Raw genomic sequence first — 16727 nt, 5'->3', positions numbered from 1 at the left:
TTGCATTTAGATATATCATAATTGCATCTAAATAAGGAAAAATACATGCGAAGCCATCATCAACACTTCGGTTACCACATGCGCTCTGGCGAGCACGGCGATGCCATGGGCGGCGGGCGCGGGGGGCGGCATGGCGATGAGATGCAGGGCCGCCGCGGCGGCGGCCGCATCTTCAGCCACGGCGGTCTGCGCTTTGTGCTGCTGCAGCTCATCAGCGACAAACCCAGCCACGGCTACGAACTCATCAAACTCATCGAAGACCGCCTGGGCGGCAGCTACAGCCCCAGCCCGGGCACGGTCTACCCCACGCTGACCCTGCTGGAAGAGCAGGGTTACCTGCAAAGCGAAACGGCTGATGTGGGCGGACGTAAACGCTACGCCATCACTGACGCGGGTAAAGCCTTTCTGGAAGAGAACCGCACCCTGGTGGATGCCATGCTGGCCCGCCTGAACGGCGGCGTGGACGGTGCCGGGGCCCGTGGCGGGCGGCCACCCCAGGTGATGCGCGCCATCGAGAACCTGAAGCTGGCCATGCGCATGCGCCTCTCGCGAGAAGCGTTGACGGTTGAGCAGGCCAATGCCTTTGCCGCGGTGCTGGACCACGCGGCCCAAGAGCTGGAGAAAATCTGATGCCAACCTTGCCTGAAACCCCTTCCACCACCGAGTCCAGGCCTGAACTGGTTGCCCAGCGTGTGCGCCACCCCTTGCGCTTTCGCCAGTTGCAGGTCAGCCAAGTCGAGCGTCTCACGCCCCACCTGGTACGAATCACCTTGGCGGGTGATGACCTTGACGGTTTTGTGAGCCTGGGCTTTGATGACCACGTCAAACTCTTCTTTCCCGACCCGGTGACGGGGGCGTTGGCCTTGCCCACCGTCGGGCCCGAAGGCCCCGTGTGGCCCGAGGGCACACGCCCCACCATGCGTGATTACACGCCGCACCACTTTGACCCGGTGGCCCACACATTGCAGATTGACTTTGCGCTGCACCAGCCCGGCGGCCCGGCCACCGAATGGGCGGCGCAGGCGCAGGTGGGCCAGACGCTGGGCGTGGGTGGCCCGCGCGGCTCACTCATCGTGCCCACAGGGTTTGACTGGCATTTGCTGGTCGGTGATGACACCGCCTTGCCTGCCATCGCCCGCCGATTGGTCGAGCTGCCCGCAGGCGCGCGTGCCGAGGTGCTGATTGAAGTGGAGGGCCCGGACGACCAGATTGCGTTGCCCAGCGCCGCCGCGCTGCGCGTGCAGTGGGTGCACCGCCGTGGCGCGGGCGCGTTGCCCTTGCTCGATGCACTGCGCCGCACCGCCATGCCAGCGGGTGTGTTCCATTCCTGGATTGCTTGCGAGTCCACCCAAGCCAAGGCTTTGCGTGCCTACCTGACCACCGAGTGCCAAGCTAACCCCCAGTGGATCCGCGCCTCCAGTTACTGGCGCCGCGGCAGCGCGGATGCGCACGAGTCGCTCTAATCCGTCCGCGCCAGCAAATCAAACTTGATGGTGACGGCATCCACCACCAGCAGCGCCCCCATGGCAATGCTGAGCGGGGTGATGCCGAAGTCGCTTTGTTTGATCTCGAACTTGCCGATGACTCGCAGGCACCCATCGGTGGTCTGCAGCGTTACCGGCACGGTGAGCTGCCGAGTCTGGTCCCGGATACGCAGCGCAGCGATGATCACGGGCGCCTTGGCGTCGCCCTGCACCCGCACCGAGGTGATGCGGATTTCCGGGTAACGCGCGCTGTCCAGCAAGGTGTCGCGCAGCATATTGGCCTTGGTGCCTTGCTTGGCGTCTTCGCTCACGTTGAGGGGGAAGTCCTCGCCCTCGGCGGCGCGGGTGTCGTTGTCGTCCATCACCAGATCGTTCACCGGCACGGTGATGTCGAAGCCCGAACTCTCCAGGCTGGCCCCTTGCCAGACGCTGCCGCGCAGGTTCTGCGAACTCACCACATGGTTGTGACCCAGCCGGGCCATGGGGCCGCCGCGGTAGACCAGAATGTGCAGGGTGGAGGCCGCAGGGTCCAGCCGGTAGTGCGTTGCGGAGGGGGATACCGGTGCAACTTGCACCGCTGCGGGCGGCGCTACCGGTTCACCGGGGGTAGGCCCCGTGGGCGCAGCCGTGCACCCCACCAGCATGGCGATGCACGCCAGCAGCGTGCTATGCCGCCAGGAGCGCTTCACGCCGCTCAGCACTCCACAATCGCCTTGATCACACCCGCCTTGGGGTCCAGCAGGTCCTGAAACTTGGTGGGTACTTCGGCCAGGGTCAGGCGGTGGGTGTTCAGTGACTGTGGAATCTGCCCGGCACGCATGGCGTTCAGCACGGTTTCAAAATCTTCGGCGGTGGCATTACGGCTGCCCATCAGTGTCATTTCGCGTTTGTGGAATTCGGGGTCGGAGAAGGTGATGTTCGCACCCACCACCGAGATCAGAACATACGTACCACCATGCGCCACGAATTTGAAGCCGCGCTCCATCGCCTTGGGGTTGCCAGTGGCGTCAAACACCACGTCATAAAACTCGTTGTTGGTCAGTGCCGCCAGTTGCGCTTCGTCGGTGTCACCCAGTGCAACGCCGGTGCTGACGCCCAGGGACTGGGTGCAAAAGTCCATCCGGTCCTGGCGCCCATCCAGCGCGGTGACGGTGGCACCGCGCAGCTGCGCAAAAATCATGGCCGCCATGCCGATGGGGCCCGCGCCCACCACCAGCACCCGCTGGCCGGCCTGCACGCCGCTGCGGCGCACCGCGTGCGCTCCAATGGACAGAAACTCCACCATGGCGGCCTGGTCCAGCGACACGCCCTCGGCCTTGTGCACAAACTGCTGGGGCACGCACAGGTACTCGGTGAATGCGCCATCGGTGTGCACGCCCAGTACCTGGATGCGGGTGCAGCAATTGGTTTTGCCCGCGCGGCAGGCAATGCAGGTGCCGCATGAGAGGTAGGGCATCACATACACCGTGTCGCCAGATTGCAGGGCACTGCCTGCAGGTGCGGTTTCCACCACGCCGGAGAGCTCATGCCCCATCACGCGCGGGTAGCTCAGGTAGGGCTGGTTGCCGGTGAAGATATGCAGGTCGGTGCCGCACACGCCCACGCGCTTGACGCGCAGCAGCACGTCGTCGGCAGCACGCTCCGGCAGGGGGCGGTCGTGGGCACGTAGGGTGCCGGGGGTTTCGCAAACAACGGTCAGCATGACGGATTCCTTAGGTTCATTCCAAATTCTGTGCGCGGAGTTCAGCGCGGGTCGGCAGGCCTTCCATGTCGCCGACCACCTGCAGCGCGCGCGAGGCAATCCAGTTGGCGCGGCGCAAGGCCTGCGACCAACCCAGCCCTTCGAGCTGTGCACTGATGATGCCCACGGCAAACGCGTCACCAGCGCCCACGGTGTCCACCACCACCGGTACGGGTACGCCGGGCACCAGGCCCTGCTCGTCAGCGGCCGTGCGGAAGTAGGCGCCTTCAGCGCCTTGTTTGATGACCACGGCCTTGGCGCCCCGGTCCAGGTACCAGGCGGCAATGTCGGCCGGGGTGGTTTGGCCGGTCAGCAGCCGGCCTTCTTCAATGCCCGGCAGCACCCAGTCCGCGTGGCGGGCCAGGTCGTTGAGGGTGTTGCGCATGGTGGCCACATCGGGCCACAGGCTGGGGCGCAGGTTGGGGTCAAACGACACGCTGCGGCCCGCGGCACGCAAGGTCAACATGGCGTGGGCTACCAGCTCGCGGGCGGCGGGCGACAGGGCAGGTGTGATGCCGGTGGTGTGCACATGGCGTGCGCGCAGCGCGTAGTCGGTTTTCAGGTGCGCCACGCTGAGCTGGCTGGCGGCAGAACCGCGGCGGTAGTACTCGATGGCGGGGTCACTGCCATCCACACTGCGTGACTTGAGCATGAAGCCGGTGGAGCGCTGTGGGTCGGTCTCGACCTGCGAGGTGTCTACACCCTCAGCCTCTATTGTTTTGCGCACATAGCTGCCAAACGAATCTGCCCCGAGGCGGCTCACCCAGCCCACCTTGAAGCCTAGGCGCGCCAAGCCAATGGCCACGTTGGTGTCGGCCCCGGCAATCCGTTTGCTGAAGCTCTGCACCTCGGCCAGCGGGCCGGGCTCTTGTGCCACCAAGAGCGCCATGGTCTCGCCCATGGACAAGACGTCGAGTGTGTCTGGAATGTCGCTCACGCGGTCAGCTCCCCGCGGTTGACCGCTTCCAAGGTGGCCGAAACCCCATGCGCTTGAAGCGATTGGAGCAATGGCAGCAGCGCGGTGGTGAGCGCAGCGTTCCCTGCCAAGTCACCAAACACCGGGGCATACGCCAACATGGCATGCACGGTTTGCGTATTCACACCCTGCGCCAGCGATTGTTGGTGCAGCGCGGTGAGCGCCGCCGCGTGCGGGTCATCAATCCGGTAACTCTGGCCCAGCGCGTCCACGCCACGTAGGTAGTGCATCCACGCGGCCAGACCCAGGGCCATGCGTGTGATCGGGAGACCTCGCGCCAGGCGGTCGCGCAGTGTGCCCAGCAGGCGCTGCGGTAGCTTTTGTGAGCCGTCCATGGCGATCTGATGCGTGCGGTGGGCCAGCGCTGGGTTGGCGTAGCGGGCCAGCAGGTTGTGGCGGTAGGCCGCCACGTCCAGGCCCGGCAGTGCAGGCAGCGTGGGTTCAATCTCGTCGCGCATCAGCGCTTCGATGTGCATGCGCAACGCGGGCTGCCCAATCGCTTTGTCCACCGTTTGCCAGCCCGCCATGGCGCCCAGGTAGGCCAGGCTGGAGTGGGTGCCGTTCACCATGCGCAGCTTGAGTTTTTCAAAGGGCTCGGCGTCCGGCACAAAGCGTGCGCCGCCCAGTGTCCAGTCGGGGCGGTCGGCAGCAAATTCGTCTTCAATCGCCCAATCAAAAAACGGCTCACCTAGCACGGGCCAGGCATCAACGCTGCCCAGCGCCGCGCTCACGGCGGCACGATCGCCATCGGTGGTTTTGGGCACGATGCGGTCCACCATGGAGCATGGAAAACGGCACTGGCCCTCTATCCATATGCGCAGCGTGCTATCAATTTCTTCAGCAAACCTCAGTACTGCGGCACGCAGCACGCGCCCATTGGCCGGCAGGTTGTCCAGCGACATCAGCGTGAGCGGACTGTGGCCGCGGGCGTGGCGCAGCTGCAGGCCGTAGACCAGCATGCCGATGGCGGAGCGGGCGACAAGCGGGTGGGCCAGGTCGTGCACGATGTCCGGGTGGTCCAGGCGCAGCGCACCGGTGGCAGGGTCGTGGCAGTAGCCTTTTTCGGTCACGGTCAGGCTCACGATGCGGGTGTCGGGGGCAGCAATGGCGTTCAGCACCGCTTGCGGATTTTCGGGTGCGACCAGCAGGCTGCGTACGGCGCCTATGACTTGCAGGCGCTGGCGCGGCTGGCCTTGCGCATCTGCATCACGAATCGCCAGCGTGTACAGGCCATCCTGCGGCGCGAGGGCATCGCGGGTATCGGCTTGGCGCAGCGACACACCCACCATGCCCCAGCGCAAGTCGCCCGCGCCAATTGCAGCCTCGGTGGCCGCTGCCATGTGGGCGCGCATGAAAGCGCCAATCCCGAGGTGGACGATGCCGGTTTTCAGCGCTTGGCGGTCATAGGCCGGGCGGGCCACGGCGGCGTGCAGGGCGCCTACCGTGCTGTTGTTCAAACGTTGCATATCCACCATCACCAGTTGGTCAACGTGCCGTCATGTTGCAGGCGGTTGACCGGCAGGTAGGCGCGTTTGTAGGGGTACTTGGCGGCCAGTGCTTCGTCAATCGTTACGCCATGGCCGGGTGCCTCGCCGGGGTGCATGTAGCCGTCTTTAAAGCTGTAGGCGTGGGGGAACACGGCATCCGTCTCATCCGTGTGGCGCATGTATTCCTGGATGCCGAAGTTGGGCACCCACAGGTCGAAGTTGAGCGCAGCGCCCATGCAGACGGGCGACAAGTCGGTGGCCCCGTGCGAACCGGTGCGCACTTGGTAGAGCGCTGCCAAATCTGCAATGCGGCGCAGGTGGGTGATGCCGCCCGCGTGGACCACGGTGGTACGGATGTAGTCGATCAGCTGGTTTTCGATCAGGTCCTTGCAGTCCCAGATGGTGTTGAAGATTTCGCCCACGGCCAGCGGCGTGGTGGTGTGCTGGCGAATGAGCCGGAAGGCCTCCTGGTTCTCGGCCGGGGTGGCATCTTCCATCCAGAACAGGCGGTAGGGCTCCAGGTCTTTGCCCAAGCGGCCGGCTTCGATCGGGGTGAGGCGGTGGTGCACGTCGTGCAGCAGGTGGATGTCCGGCCCCACGGCAGCGCGCACTTTGTCAAACAACTCGGGCGTGTGGCGAAGGTACTTCTCGGTGGACCAGTCGTGCTCGCTGGGCAGGTCGGCATCGGCAGGTTCGTAAAACATGGTGCCGCGGCCCACGCCATACACCTTCTCCAGGCCAGGCACACCGCTCTGTGCGCGGATGGCCTTGTAGCCCATCTCCTTGTAGCGCAGCACCTCTTCCACCGTCTGGGTGATGTCTTTGCCATTGGCATGGCCGTAGACCATCACGCCGGTGCGGCTCTTGCCACCCAGCAATTGGTACAGCGGCATGTTGGCCGCCTTGGCCTTGATGTCCCACAGTGCGGTGTCCACACCGGCAATAGCGCTCATGGTGACCGGGCCACGGCGCCAGTAAGCGCCTTTGTACAGGTACTGCCAGATGTCTTCGATCTGCTGCGGGTCGCGGCCTATCAGGCAGGGGATGACGTGTTCGGTCAGGTAGCTGGCCACGGCCAGTTCGCGGCCATTGAGCGTGGCGTCGCCAATGCCGGTCAGGCCTTCGTCGGTTTCAATCTTGAGGGTGACAAAGTTGCGGCTGGGCGCGCAGATGATGACTTTGGCGGAGGTGATTTTCATGGTGGTAGATAAATGGGTTTACATCACGGCGCCTAGCGCCCAGGGTACAAATTCGTTTTGGCCGTAGCCGTGCAGCTCGCTCTTGGTCTTGCGGCCAGAGGCGGCAGCCAGCATCTCCTGGAAGATGCGCTCGCCCAACTGCTCCACGCTCTCGCTACCGTCGATGACGGTGCCGCAGTTGATGTCCATGTCTTCCTCTTGCTTGGCCCACAGCGCGTTGTTGGTGGCCAGCTTGAGCGAAGGTGAGGGCGCGCAGCCGTAGGCAGAACCGCGGCCGGTGGTAAAACAAATGAGGTTGGCGCCACCCGCCACCTGGCCGGTGGCCGACACCGGGTCGTAGCCCGGGGTGTCCATGTAGACAAAACCTCGTGCCGTGATGGGTTGGGCGTATTCGTACACATCCACCATGGGCGTGGTGCCGCCTTTGGCGATCGCACCCAATGATTTCTCCAGGATGGTGGTGAGGCCCCCCGCCTTGTTGCCCGCAGACGGGTTGTTGTCCATCTCGGCATGGTGGCGGGCGCAGTAGTCGGTCCACCACTGCAGGCGGGCCTCCAGCTTATCGGCCACGGCTTGCGACACGGCACGCTGCAGCAGCAAATGTTCGCCGCCATAAATTTCCGGCGTCTCGGACAGCACCGCAGTGCCACCGTGGCGCACCACCAGGTCCACCGCCGCACCCAGTGCGGGGTTGGCGCTGATGCCGGAGTAGCCGTCCGAGCCGCCGCATTGCAGCCCGACGATGAGATGGCTGGCCGGTACGGGTTCACGCTGCACGGCATTGGCCTCGGGCAGCAACTGCCTCACCACCTCAATGCCACGCGCCACGCTCTTGGCCGTGCCACCCGTGTCCTGGATGCTGAAGGTCACCAGCTTGGCTCCTTCGCGCAAGCCTTCTTGCGCCAGCAGGCCCTGGATCTGGTTGGTCTCACAACCGAGACCCACCACAATCACGGCGGCAAAGTTGGCGTGGCGGGCATACCCCGCCAGCGTGCGGCGCAGCACCTGCAGGCCTTCGCCCTCGCTGTCGGTGGCGCAGCCGGCACCATGAGTCAGTGCCACGATGCCGTCTACCTGGGGGAAGGCCGCCAAAGCCTCGGGGTGGATGTCGCGGCGGAAGTGGTCGGCAATGGCGCGCGCCACGGTGGCCGAGCAGTTCACGCTGGTCAGCACGCCAATGTAGTTGCGCGTGGCCACCCGTCCGTCCGCTCGCTTGATGCCGTCAAACGTGGCCGGTGTGTCCACATAGGCCACGGGCCGCACATCGCCGCCCACGGTGTGGCCGCGGTCAAAGCGGCTGAAGGCCAGGTTGTGGGTGTGTACATGCTGGCCAGGTGCGATGGCCTGCGTGGCCGTGCCAATGATCTGGTTGTAACGCCGTACCGGTTCGCCCGGTGCGATGGCACGTACTGCAACTTTGTGGCCAGGCGGAATCAGGCCTGACACGGTGATGTCTTCGGACGCGATACGTGTGCCGCCCAGCAACTGCTGCCGGGCGATGACCACATCGTCGGCCGGATGGATACGAATCACCGGGTTCATTTGATCAGGCCCATCTGCTGTGGCAGCCACAGCGTGAGTGCCGGGATGTAGGTGATGGCCACCAGCGCCAGCATCAGCGGAATCAGCCAGGGCAGGATGGCCATGGTGGTGCGCTCCACCGAGAGCTTGGAAATGCGCGCCAGCACAAACAGCACCATGCCCAGCGGCGGATGCAGCAGCCCCACCATCAGGTTCAGCGTCATGATGAGGCCGAAGTGGACCGGGTCGATGCCCAGCTTGAGCACGATGGGCAGCAAGATGGGCACCAGGATGGTGATGGCGGCAATGGTGTCGATGAAGCAGCCCACAAACAGGATCAGCAGGTTGGCCAGCAGCAGAAACACCCACTTGTTGTCGGTGATGGACAGAATCCAGTCCGCCAGGGCCTGTGCCGCTTGGGTGGTGGTGAGCAGCCAGGCAAAGATGGACGCAGCCGTGACGATGAACAGCACCGAGGCGGTGGTTTCAATCGTCTCAAACGTGGCCTGCGCCAGCGTGCGGATGCTCATGGAACGGTAGCGCACCAGGCCCAGAAACAGCGCCCAGATGACGGCCGCTACGGCAGCTTCGGTGGGCGTGAACCAGCCCATGGTCATGCCACCAATCAGGATCACTGGCGCCATGAGGGCCAGCACGGCCGAGAAGTTGAAGCGCCAGTCCAGTAGCAGCAGCGCCACAAAGGCACTGCCCGCCGCCAGGTTGACCGAGGCCCCGGCTTTCACCGCCAGCCACACCGCCATGGGGAAGGCCAGCACCACCAGAATCTCCAGCGTGGCACCGCCCAGGCGACCCCAGTGGAAAGCGACGTCGCCGCCCCAGCCATTGCGGCGGGCAAAGTAGGCCACGGTCACCATCATCAATCCGGTCATGAACAGGCCGGGCAAGATGCCAGCCACAAACAGGGCGCCGATGGAGACGTTGGCCATCATGCCGTAGATCACAAAGGGCAGGGAGGGCGGAAAGATGGGGCCCAGCGTGGCCGAGGCCGCGGTCACGCCCACGGCAAACTCGGTGCTGTAACCATGCTCTTTCATCGCCTTGATCTCGATCGAGCCCAAGCCTGCGGCATCGGCAATGGCCGTGCCGGACATGCCCGAAAACACCACGGAGCCGACGATGTTGACCTGGCCCAGGCCGCCTTTCATCCAGCCCACCAGGGCCACGGCAAAGTTGTAGATGCGGCCGGTGATGCCGGCCACGTTCATCAGGTTGCCCGCCAAAATGAAGAAGGGCACGGCCAGCAGCGGGAAGGACTCGATGCCCGCAATCATGCGCTGCGCCAGCACAATATCGGGCACGCTGCCCGAGACCAGGATGTAGATGAGCGAGCCACCCGCCATGGCCACTGCCACGGGCAGGCCACACAGCATCAGCCCCAAAAAGGAAACAATCAGGATCAACATGGTGCAGGGTCCGTTCAGTCGGTGGAACCGTCAAAGAAGCCGGGGTTTTGCAAGGCAGAGAAGCCGCGTCGCCAGTTCTCTACCGCTACCTGCACTGCGCGCACGGCCATCAGGGCAAAGCCGGCAAATGCGAGCCAGTACACATGGCTCTTGTTCCAGTTGATGGTGGTCATGGGTTCGTTGTCCACTGCCAGCGCGTAGCGGGCAATCAGCCAGGCGCCGTAGCCGTAGAAGGCGATGGCTGCCACATCCACCAGGGTGGACAAGGCGCGCCCGGCAGGCGTGGGCAGGTAGCGGTAGACCAGGTTGACCTGGATATGCCGCACCCGCCGCACACACATGGACGCTCCAATGAACACCACCGGCATCAGGCAGTACACGGCCAGTTCTTCGGTCCAGGCGTACGAGTCGTTGAGCACGTAACGGCTGAAGAACTGCAGAAACACCAGGCCGGTCATGGCCCAGAAGAATCCGAAACACACCCAGTCTTCCACGCCGTAGACCGAGAGGTCGACCGTGTGCTGGTCGGCCTCCGCGAAGCTGGAGACCAAGGCCTCCGCGCTGGTCTCGGTCGGGTGAGACTCGGCTGCGCCGCCTGAGAGGGGCAGGGAGCTATGGAGCGTCATGTCGTGTCGCCTTACTTGATCGCCTGGATGCGGTCCCAGTCGGACTTCTGGTAGCCGTACTGCTCAAAGGGCACGTTCTTCAGCACGGTGTCGCGGAACTCGCCGGTGTTCACCTCGGTCACGCTCACGCCTTTGCTGCGGAACACGGCGGCCAGCTCGCTCTCGCGGGCGGCCACTTCACGTGAAGCCTTGGCAGCGGCTTCCAGCGCCACGTCGCCAAAGATCTTCTTGTCGGCGTCCGACAGCTTTTTCCACAGACCACCTGCCACCACCGTATTCAGGTGGTCCACGATGTGGCCGGTCAGCACGATGTGTTTTTGCACTTCGTAGAACTTCTTGGCCTCGATGGTGGGCAGCGGGTTTTCTTGGGCTTCCACGGTGCCGTTCTGCAGCGCCAGGTAGACCTCGGCAAACGCGATGGGCGAGGTGTTGGCACCGCAGGCACGTGGCATGGCCAGGTAGGCGGGCACATCCGGCACGCGCATCTTCAGGCCTTTGAGGTCGGCGCACTTGGCAATCGGCTTGTTGCTAGTGGTGTGGCGGGTGCCGTAGTAGGTGGTGGCAATGATTTCGTTGCCGCTCTTCTGCTCGTAGCCGGCTGTCAGCTCTTTGTAGATGTCGCTCTTGGTGTAGGCCAGCAGGTGGTCGACGTTGCGGAAGGTGTAGGGGTAGTAGGTCACACCGATGCGGGGGAAGGCCTTGGCCGCAAAGCTGGAGCCCGAGATGATGATGTCCACCGTGCCCAGGCTCAGGCCCTGGTTGATGTCGTTCTCTTTGCCGAGCTGTGACGCGGGGTACACGTCGATCTGGTAACGGCCACCGGTGCGCTTTTTGATTTCTTCAGCCGCCCAGACGGATGCGGTGTGGAAGGGCTCGCCCGGCTCGTAGACGTGGGCCCATTTGAGCTTGGTCTGCGCGAAGGCAGGGGCGGCGACCACCAGGCTTGCAGCCAGGGCCAGGGTAATGCGTGTCAATGTCATGCTCTTTGTCTCCTCTTGTTGTGAATATTGCGCAGCCGGGTCGTCACCGGGGTTTAACCGGGGACGAGCTGCACCTTGGTACTGCGGCCTCTGTCCAAAGCCAGATCGAAGGCCGCTTTCGATTGGCTGATCGGCAACTGGGCGCTGATGAGCGGGCGCACGTCGGCCCGCCGGCTGCGAATGGCCTGCACGGCCCAGTCAAATTCAATGTCGGCGCGGAAGGCGCCCACGTAGTCCAGCTCGCGCGACATGATGTCGTTGGCGGGAAACGGAATTTCGGGCGGCAGCGTGCCCACCTGCACCACGCGCCCGCCGCGGCGCACCGCGGCCAGGCAGCTCGCCAGCGCGGCGGGGTGGCCGGCGGCTTCCAGCGCCACATCCACGCGGCCTTTCCAGGCCGTGGCATCGGGCAGGGCTTCGTCGGCGCCCACGGTCAGCGCCATCTCGCGGGCCCGCTCGCTGGGGTCGCAGGCAATCACGCGGCCGGCACCGGCCAGGCGCGCGGCAATGACGGACATGCAGCCAATCGTGCCCGCGCCGGTGACCAGCACCGTGGCGCCCAATACTTCGCCTGCGCGGCGCACCGCATGCAGGCCCACCGACAGGGGCTCCGCACAGGCAATCTCGCCCAGGCTCACGTCCTCGTCAATGGCGGTGAGCTGGGCTTCGTGCATGACAAAGTGCTCGCGGAAGAAGCCGGGGATGTGCGGGAAGATGGCCGCGCTGCCCAGGAACACCATCTTCTCGCACAGGTTGCTGCGCCCGGCACGGCAGGCGGGGCACAGGCCGCAGGGGTGGGCGGGGTTGACGGCCACTTTTTGTCCGACGTGCACCTTGGTTACGCCGTCACCTACGGCATCCACCACGCCCGAGGCCTCGTGCCCCGGCACAAAGGGCGCGCGGATGGCGAAGATGCCGGCACGGCCGTGCTGGTAGTAGTGCAGGTCTGACCCGCAAATGCCACCGGCGCCCAGGCGCAGGCGCACCTCGCCGGGGCCGGGCTCCTGGGGGCTGAGGTGTTCCACGCTGAGGTTCAGCGGGCCGTTCAGGGTGCAGGCAAGGCTCATGGTGGTGTCCGTTGGATTCACGCGTCGGCGGGGGTGGTCAGGCTGGCGGAGAAGCGACCGTGCGAGCGGTCCAAATGGCCGCTCATGGCGGCGCGGGCCATGTCGGGGTCTTGGGCGGCAATCGCGTCGACCACGGCGCGGTGTTCATCAACGGCTTGTTGCCAGGTGGCTTCGCGTTCAAAGTGGCCGCCCAAGGCTTGGAACATCGGGCCATTGCGTTCGTCAAACAGCTGAGTGACCACGGCTTGCAAAGCGCTGTTGTCGCTGGCCTGGGCAATGCGGAGATGAAAGGCCCGGTCGCCGCGGATGGGCAGGGTGTGCGCGGCAATGTCGGCTTCCATGTCACGCAGGGTTTCCAGCAGGTCGGGTACCAAGGTGGGGTCGGTGCTGCGGGCGGCCAGGGCGGCCAGCTCACATTCGATGAGTTGGCGGGCGCGGATGATTTCCAGCGGGCCATGCGCGTTGTCCAGTAGGCGCACGCTCTCGCGGCCTATGACCACAATGCCCGAGCCCATGCGCACCTCGATCAGGCCTTCCACTTCCAGCGCTATCAGCGCTTCCCGCACCGACGGGCGGGACACGCCCATCTTGGCCGCCAGGTCGCGTTCGGCGGGCAGCTTGCTGCCCACGGCAAATTCACCGCTCTGGATAAGCTGGCGCAGCTGGTCGGCAATCTGGCGGTACAGCCGGCGGGGCTCTATGGGTTGGAAAGGCATGCAGGAAATTTGGCTAAAAGGTAAATTGGTAAGACCAGTTGGCCGAATTGTGGGCTGATTTGGCTTCTTTGGGGTCTAGGGTTTTCCCGACAAGGCAGCTTGCGGGCGTAAAAAAACCGCCTCAAGGGCGGTTTTTGCTATTCATTTAGGAGCTGCTTGCGCAATGGATACGGGGGCTAGGTGCCAATTTGGCTATAAATCCAGCACTAAGCGCGGGCTCTTGGCGCGGGAACAGCAGGGCAGGAACTGGTCATTGGCCGCTTGCTCGTCGGGCTCCAGGTACTGGTCGCGGTGGTCGGGCGTGCCGGCCTTCACGCGGGTGAGGCAGGTGCCGCACACGCCTTGTTCACACGACATGGGAATGTCCAGGCCCGCAGCGTGCAGCGCGGCCAGTGCGGTCTGGTCGGCCAGCACCTTGATGACCTTGCCGCTGCTGGCAATCTCCAGCTCAAAGCTGCCGTCGTTCGTGTGGTCCACCGGGGCGGCGGCAAAGTACTCGCGGTGCAGGCGCTCCTCGGGCCAGCCGGCGGCGCGGCCGGCGTTCAGCACCGCGTCCATAAAACCTTGTGGGCCACAGACATAGAGGTGCGTGCCCGCCGGTGCTTGCTGCAGTGTGGCGGCAATGTCCAACTTTTGCGCGGTGTCACCATCGTCAAAGTGGTGCTGCACCTGGCTGGCAAAGGGGGCGGTGGCCAGACGTTCGACAAAAGCCGTGCGCGCCCGGCTGCGGTTGCAGTGGTGTAGCGTGAAAGACTGGCCGGTGCCGGCCAGGTGTTCGGCCATGGCCAGCATGGGCGTGATGCCAATACCACCGGCCAGCAGCAAGTGGTGCGGTGCCTGGGCTTCCAGGGGAAACAGGTTGCGCGGTACGCTGATGGTCAGCACGCTGCCCTCATTCACCAGATCGTGCACGGCGGCCGAGCCGCCGCGGGATGCTGCATCGCGCAGCACACCAATCACATAACACTGGGTCTCGCCCGGCGTGTTGCACAGCGAGTATTGGCGCTGCAGGCCATTGGGCAGGTGCACATCAATGTGGGAACCGGCCGTGAAGGCGGGCAGGGCGCCACCGTCCGAGGCCACCAGCTCCAGGCTGCAAATGTCCTCAGCCTCGCTGCGTTTGTGCGCCACGCGCACTTGCAAGGTGGCGGTGCTCATGCTGTGACCGCGTTTTCGGCTTCGATGACGCGGTCAATCACTTTGCGTGACTGCACGCCGCCTGTGTCGATGTTCAGCATCAGCAGCTTGCGCCGGGGGTTGGCCAGCAGGTTCTTTTGCTGGCGCTCCAGCATCTCCTGGTCTTCGCCAAAAATCTTGCCCTGGCCTTCGCGGATCTGGGCGGTCAGCTCGGCGTCCTGGGGTTTGAACTTGCGCGCCATGCCCCAGAAGTAGTGGATGCTGGTGTCCGTTTCGGGGGTGATGAAGTCCACCACCCAGCTTGCGGCCTTGAATTCGTCCGGCGCTTGGTAGCCGCCGTGGCCCTGCAGCGCCACACCCACCTCGATCATGATGTGGCTGGGGGGGGTGAAGTGGCAGATCTGCCAGCGGTCCACCGGCTGGTCGTCGGGCAGGCCGTTCATGCGCAGCGCCATCTTCCAGAAGGGCGGCGCCTCAATGCCTTCCATGAAACGCTCGGTGATCACATGGTCACCATCCACGCGCGTCTGGCAGGGCACCTCGTCAATTTCCTTCTGGCCGATGCTGGTGCTGTGCACATAGGTCTCGTGCGTCAGGTCCATCAGGTTGTCGATCATCAGGCGGTAGTCGCAGGCAATGTCGTACAGGCCGCCACCGTAGCCAAACTGCGGGTTGCCCAGCCACTCAAACTGGGGTACCAGGGCCACATCGGCCTTGGCGGCATCGCCCGGCCAGACCCAGACAAAACCGTGTTCCTCGTGGATGGGAAAACTGCGGATGGCCGGAAAGCCGCGTGTGCGCTGGCAGGGCATGGACACGGTCTTGCCATCGCAGCCCATGGCCAGGCCGTGGTAGCCGCAGACCAGGGTGTCACCCTCCACCTTGCCCAGCGAGAGCGGGGCACCGCGGTGCGGGCAAAAGTCCTCCACCGCCGCCACTTGGCCCGCGCTGTTGCGGAACAGGGCCATGGGGTGGTTGCAGATGCGGCGGCCCAGGGGGCGGTCCGATGGGATTTCTTCGCTGCGGGCGGCAACGTACCAGGTGTTGATGGGAAACATGGCCAGGCTCCTCGGGTTGAAATTCTTCATTCAGTATGCTGAATGTGAAGAATCATAGACTCAAGTCAATTCCAAGGCTAGGGGGTGGGGATGAGGGTTTTCCCTCGAAATGGGACGAATCCGATGACTGGTCGGGGGCCTTGGGCTATGCGCTGTCGGATAGTTGACCCGGCATATCGGCCTGGTCTTCAGGGGCTGGCGTGTTCAGGTGCACAAACTTGCGCAGCAGGCGCAAAAACTCCTCGCGCTCTGCCGGCTCTAGGGCGTCCAGCAACTGTGCGTACATGGGTTCCACGCGCGGCAACATCTCCGCCAGCACCGCCTCGCCCTCGGGCGTGAGGCGCAGCGCACGCTGGCGGCGCGGCAGTAGCTCCCGCACGATCCAGCCCTTGGCGTCCAGCCGCGCGGCAATGTCGGCGGTGGTCGATGTGTCCAGCGCCACCCGGTCGGCCAGCGTCACCTGGTCCATGCCCGGGGCATCTTGCAGCGCGCGCAACACGGCGTATTGCACTGGCGTGATCTGCTTGCCATGCGTCTTGGCAAACGTGCCCACCGCCAACTGGTGTGCCCGCCGGATCAGGTGGCCGGGTTCGGCTTGCAGGGGGATGGGGGAGTTAGTGGTGGGTGTCTTCATGGCAACTTCAAAACCTCAATACACCGCATCGTGGTCACCCACGTTCACCGGGATGATCTGGCCGTCTTGTATCAACAGTTCCAGTGTGATGCGGTACGACAGGTTAATGGACACGGAGTGCAGCCCTTCAAGCTTGCCGCGCAGGGCGTGCAGGCGCAAGGAGGGGTGGGTCGGGTTCAGCTCCAGCACCTGCAGCGTTTTCAGGTATTGCTGGCGCAGCTCGGGATGGCGCTTCAAAAAGCGGGCGGCTTTTCGGTTGTATTGCTCGGTAAAAACCAACACATAGGGCGCGCCGCTGGGTGGCGTAGCTGGGCCGGCCATTACATCGCGTCCAGCCGCGCCAAGTGGGCCTCGGGCGACTCTTGCACTGCGCGGCCTGCTGCCAAGTCGGCGCGGGTTTGTGCCAATGCCGCGTCCAGCTCGCATTCGCGCAGGTAGTGGTAGTGCGAGAGGTTCATCACCACAAACTTGTCTTTGCCGCGCACCTGTACCACCACCTCGGTGGACGTGCTGAGGGCGAACTCAATGGCAGAGACGCCCTTGGTTTTGAGGTCGTTGGCGCTGATGGGGGACATGGTGTGCTCCAGGGTGGGCTTTAAATAGTGCGCTGAATCATACGGTTTCAAGTGCGCTTTTGAAAGCGATGGGGTTTGCGGGTGTTTATCTGCTACTGATAA

At 64.3% G+C, this 16727-nt stretch carries 18 protein-coding genes; 2 read left to right on the top strand and 16 right to left on the bottom strand.

What is annotated here, in order from left to right; translation table 11 throughout:
* Window positions 1-45 precede the first annotated feature (45 nt).
* Both C5F53_RS00975 and C5F53_RS00970 read left to right on the top strand, forming a co-directional pair.
* Complete coding sequence (locus C5F53_RS00975) at window positions 46-630, top strand: PadR family transcriptional regulator (RefSeq protein WP_236635161.1); 585 nt, start codon at window positions 46-48, stop codon at window positions 628-630.
* Window positions 630-1463 carry a siderophore-interacting protein gene (locus C5F53_RS00970; RefSeq protein WP_105259477.1) on the top strand — a complete coding sequence of 278 codons (834 nt, stop codon included), beginning with the start codon at window positions 630-632 and terminating at the stop codon, window positions 1461-1463. Before C5F53_RS00975 ends, C5F53_RS00970 begins: the two co-directional genes overlap by 1 nt.
* On the opposite strand, the gene C5F53_RS00965 is transcribed toward C5F53_RS00970, so the two are convergent.
* The 16 genes from C5F53_RS00965 to C5F53_RS00890 form a co-directional block, all read right to left on the bottom strand.
* Window positions 1460-2173: a YceI family protein gene (locus C5F53_RS00965; RefSeq protein ID WP_146097261.1), complete on the bottom strand. Its 714-nt coding sequence runs from the start codon at window positions 2171-2173 to the stop codon at window positions 1460-1462. The genes C5F53_RS00970 and C5F53_RS00965 overlap by 4 nt on opposite strands.
* 5 nt (window positions 2174-2178) lie before the next feature.
* Complete coding sequence (locus C5F53_RS00960) at window positions 2179-3186, bottom strand: zinc-binding alcohol dehydrogenase family protein (RefSeq protein ID WP_105259475.1); 1008 nt, start codon at window positions 3184-3186, stop codon at window positions 2179-2181.
* 16 nt (window positions 3187-3202) lie between these two features.
* A complete protein-coding gene (locus C5F53_RS00955) occupies window positions 3203-4162 on the bottom strand; it encodes a sugar kinase (RefSeq protein WP_105259474.1) in 960 nt (319 codons plus the stop codon).
* Window positions 4159-5667, bottom strand: a complete 1509-nt coding sequence (locus C5F53_RS00950) for a mannitol dehydrogenase family protein (protein ID WP_236635160.1) — start codon at window positions 5665-5667, stop codon at window positions 4159-4161. The genes C5F53_RS00955 and C5F53_RS00950 overlap by 4 nt, the downstream gene beginning before the upstream one ends.
* 8 nt (window positions 5668-5675) lie before the next feature.
* The gene (gene manD / locus C5F53_RS00945; protein WP_010459738.1) at window positions 5676-6887 is read right to left on the bottom strand and encodes a D-mannonate dehydratase ManD; all 1212 of its coding nucleotides are present in this window, start codon (window positions 6885-6887) and stop codon (window positions 5676-5678) included.
* Between the two features lie 18 nt (window positions 6888-6905).
* Window positions 6906-8429, bottom strand: a complete 1524-nt coding sequence (locus tag C5F53_RS00940) for a UxaA family hydrolase (protein ID WP_105259472.1) — start codon at window positions 8427-8429, stop codon at window positions 6906-6908.
* Window positions 8426-9832: a TRAP transporter large permease gene (locus tag C5F53_RS00935; protein ID WP_105259471.1), complete on the bottom strand. Its 1407-nt coding sequence runs from the start codon at window positions 9830-9832 to the stop codon at window positions 8426-8428. The genes C5F53_RS00940 and C5F53_RS00935 overlap by 4 nt, the downstream gene beginning before the upstream one ends.
* A 14-nt stretch (window positions 9833-9846) precedes the next feature.
* Window positions 9847-10458 (bottom strand): TRAP transporter small permease, encoded by a 612-nt coding sequence (locus C5F53_RS00930; RefSeq protein WP_105259470.1) that lies wholly within the window; start codon window positions 10456-10458, stop codon window positions 9847-9849.
* A gap of 11 nt (window positions 10459-10469) precedes the next feature.
* The gene (locus tag C5F53_RS00925) at window positions 10470-11438 is read right to left on the bottom strand and encodes a sialic acid TRAP transporter substrate-binding protein SiaP (RefSeq protein ID WP_105259469.1); all 969 of its coding nucleotides are present in this window, start codon (window positions 11436-11438) and stop codon (window positions 10470-10472) included.
* 53 nt (window positions 11439-11491) lie between these two features.
* A complete protein-coding gene (locus tag C5F53_RS00920) occupies window positions 11492-12505 on the bottom strand; it encodes an L-idonate 5-dehydrogenase (protein ID WP_105259468.1) in 1014 nt (337 codons plus the stop codon).
* A gap of 17 nt (window positions 12506-12522) precedes the next feature.
* Window positions 12523-13221 carry a FadR/GntR family transcriptional regulator gene (locus C5F53_RS00915; protein ID WP_201740765.1) on the bottom strand — a complete coding sequence of 233 codons (699 nt, stop codon included), beginning with the start codon at window positions 13219-13221 and terminating at the stop codon, window positions 12523-12525.
* A 192-nt stretch (window positions 13222-13413) separates the two neighbouring features.
* Window positions 13414-14379 carry a PDR/VanB family oxidoreductase gene (locus tag C5F53_RS00910; RefSeq protein ID WP_105259467.1) on the bottom strand — a complete coding sequence of 322 codons (966 nt, stop codon included), beginning with the start codon at window positions 14377-14379 and terminating at the stop codon, window positions 13414-13416.
* On the bottom strand, window positions 14376-15416 hold the full coding sequence (locus tag C5F53_RS00905; protein ID WP_105259466.1) for an aromatic ring-hydroxylating dioxygenase subunit alpha: 1041 nt from the start codon (window positions 15414-15416) through the stop codon (window positions 14376-14378). Before C5F53_RS00905 ends, C5F53_RS00910 begins: the two co-directional genes overlap by 4 nt.
* 145 nt (window positions 15417-15561) lie before the next feature.
* Complete coding sequence (locus C5F53_RS00900; protein WP_105259465.1) at window positions 15562-16050, bottom strand: MarR family winged helix-turn-helix transcriptional regulator; 489 nt, start codon at window positions 16048-16050, stop codon at window positions 15562-15564.
* Between the two features lie 15 nt (window positions 16051-16065).
* Window positions 16066-16371: a plasmid stabilization protein gene (locus C5F53_RS00895; RefSeq protein WP_105259464.1), complete on the bottom strand. Its 306-nt coding sequence runs from the start codon at window positions 16369-16371 to the stop codon at window positions 16066-16068.
* Window positions 16371-16625 carry a prevent-host-death protein gene (locus tag C5F53_RS00890; protein WP_105259463.1) on the bottom strand — a complete coding sequence of 85 codons (255 nt, stop codon included), beginning with the start codon at window positions 16623-16625 and terminating at the stop codon, window positions 16371-16373. The genes C5F53_RS00895 and C5F53_RS00890 overlap by 1 nt, the downstream gene beginning before the upstream one ends.
* Between the last annotated feature and the right edge of the window lie 102 nt (window positions 16626-16727).

It is taken from the genome of Rhodoferax sp. TS-BS-61-7, assembly GCF_002943465.1.
GTDB lineage: Bacteria > Pseudomonadota > Gammaproteobacteria > Burkholderiales > Burkholderiaceae_C > Allorhodoferax.
Note: the sequence above shows the minus strand (reverse complement) of the source record. Positions and strands in the feature narration are given on the sequence as shown.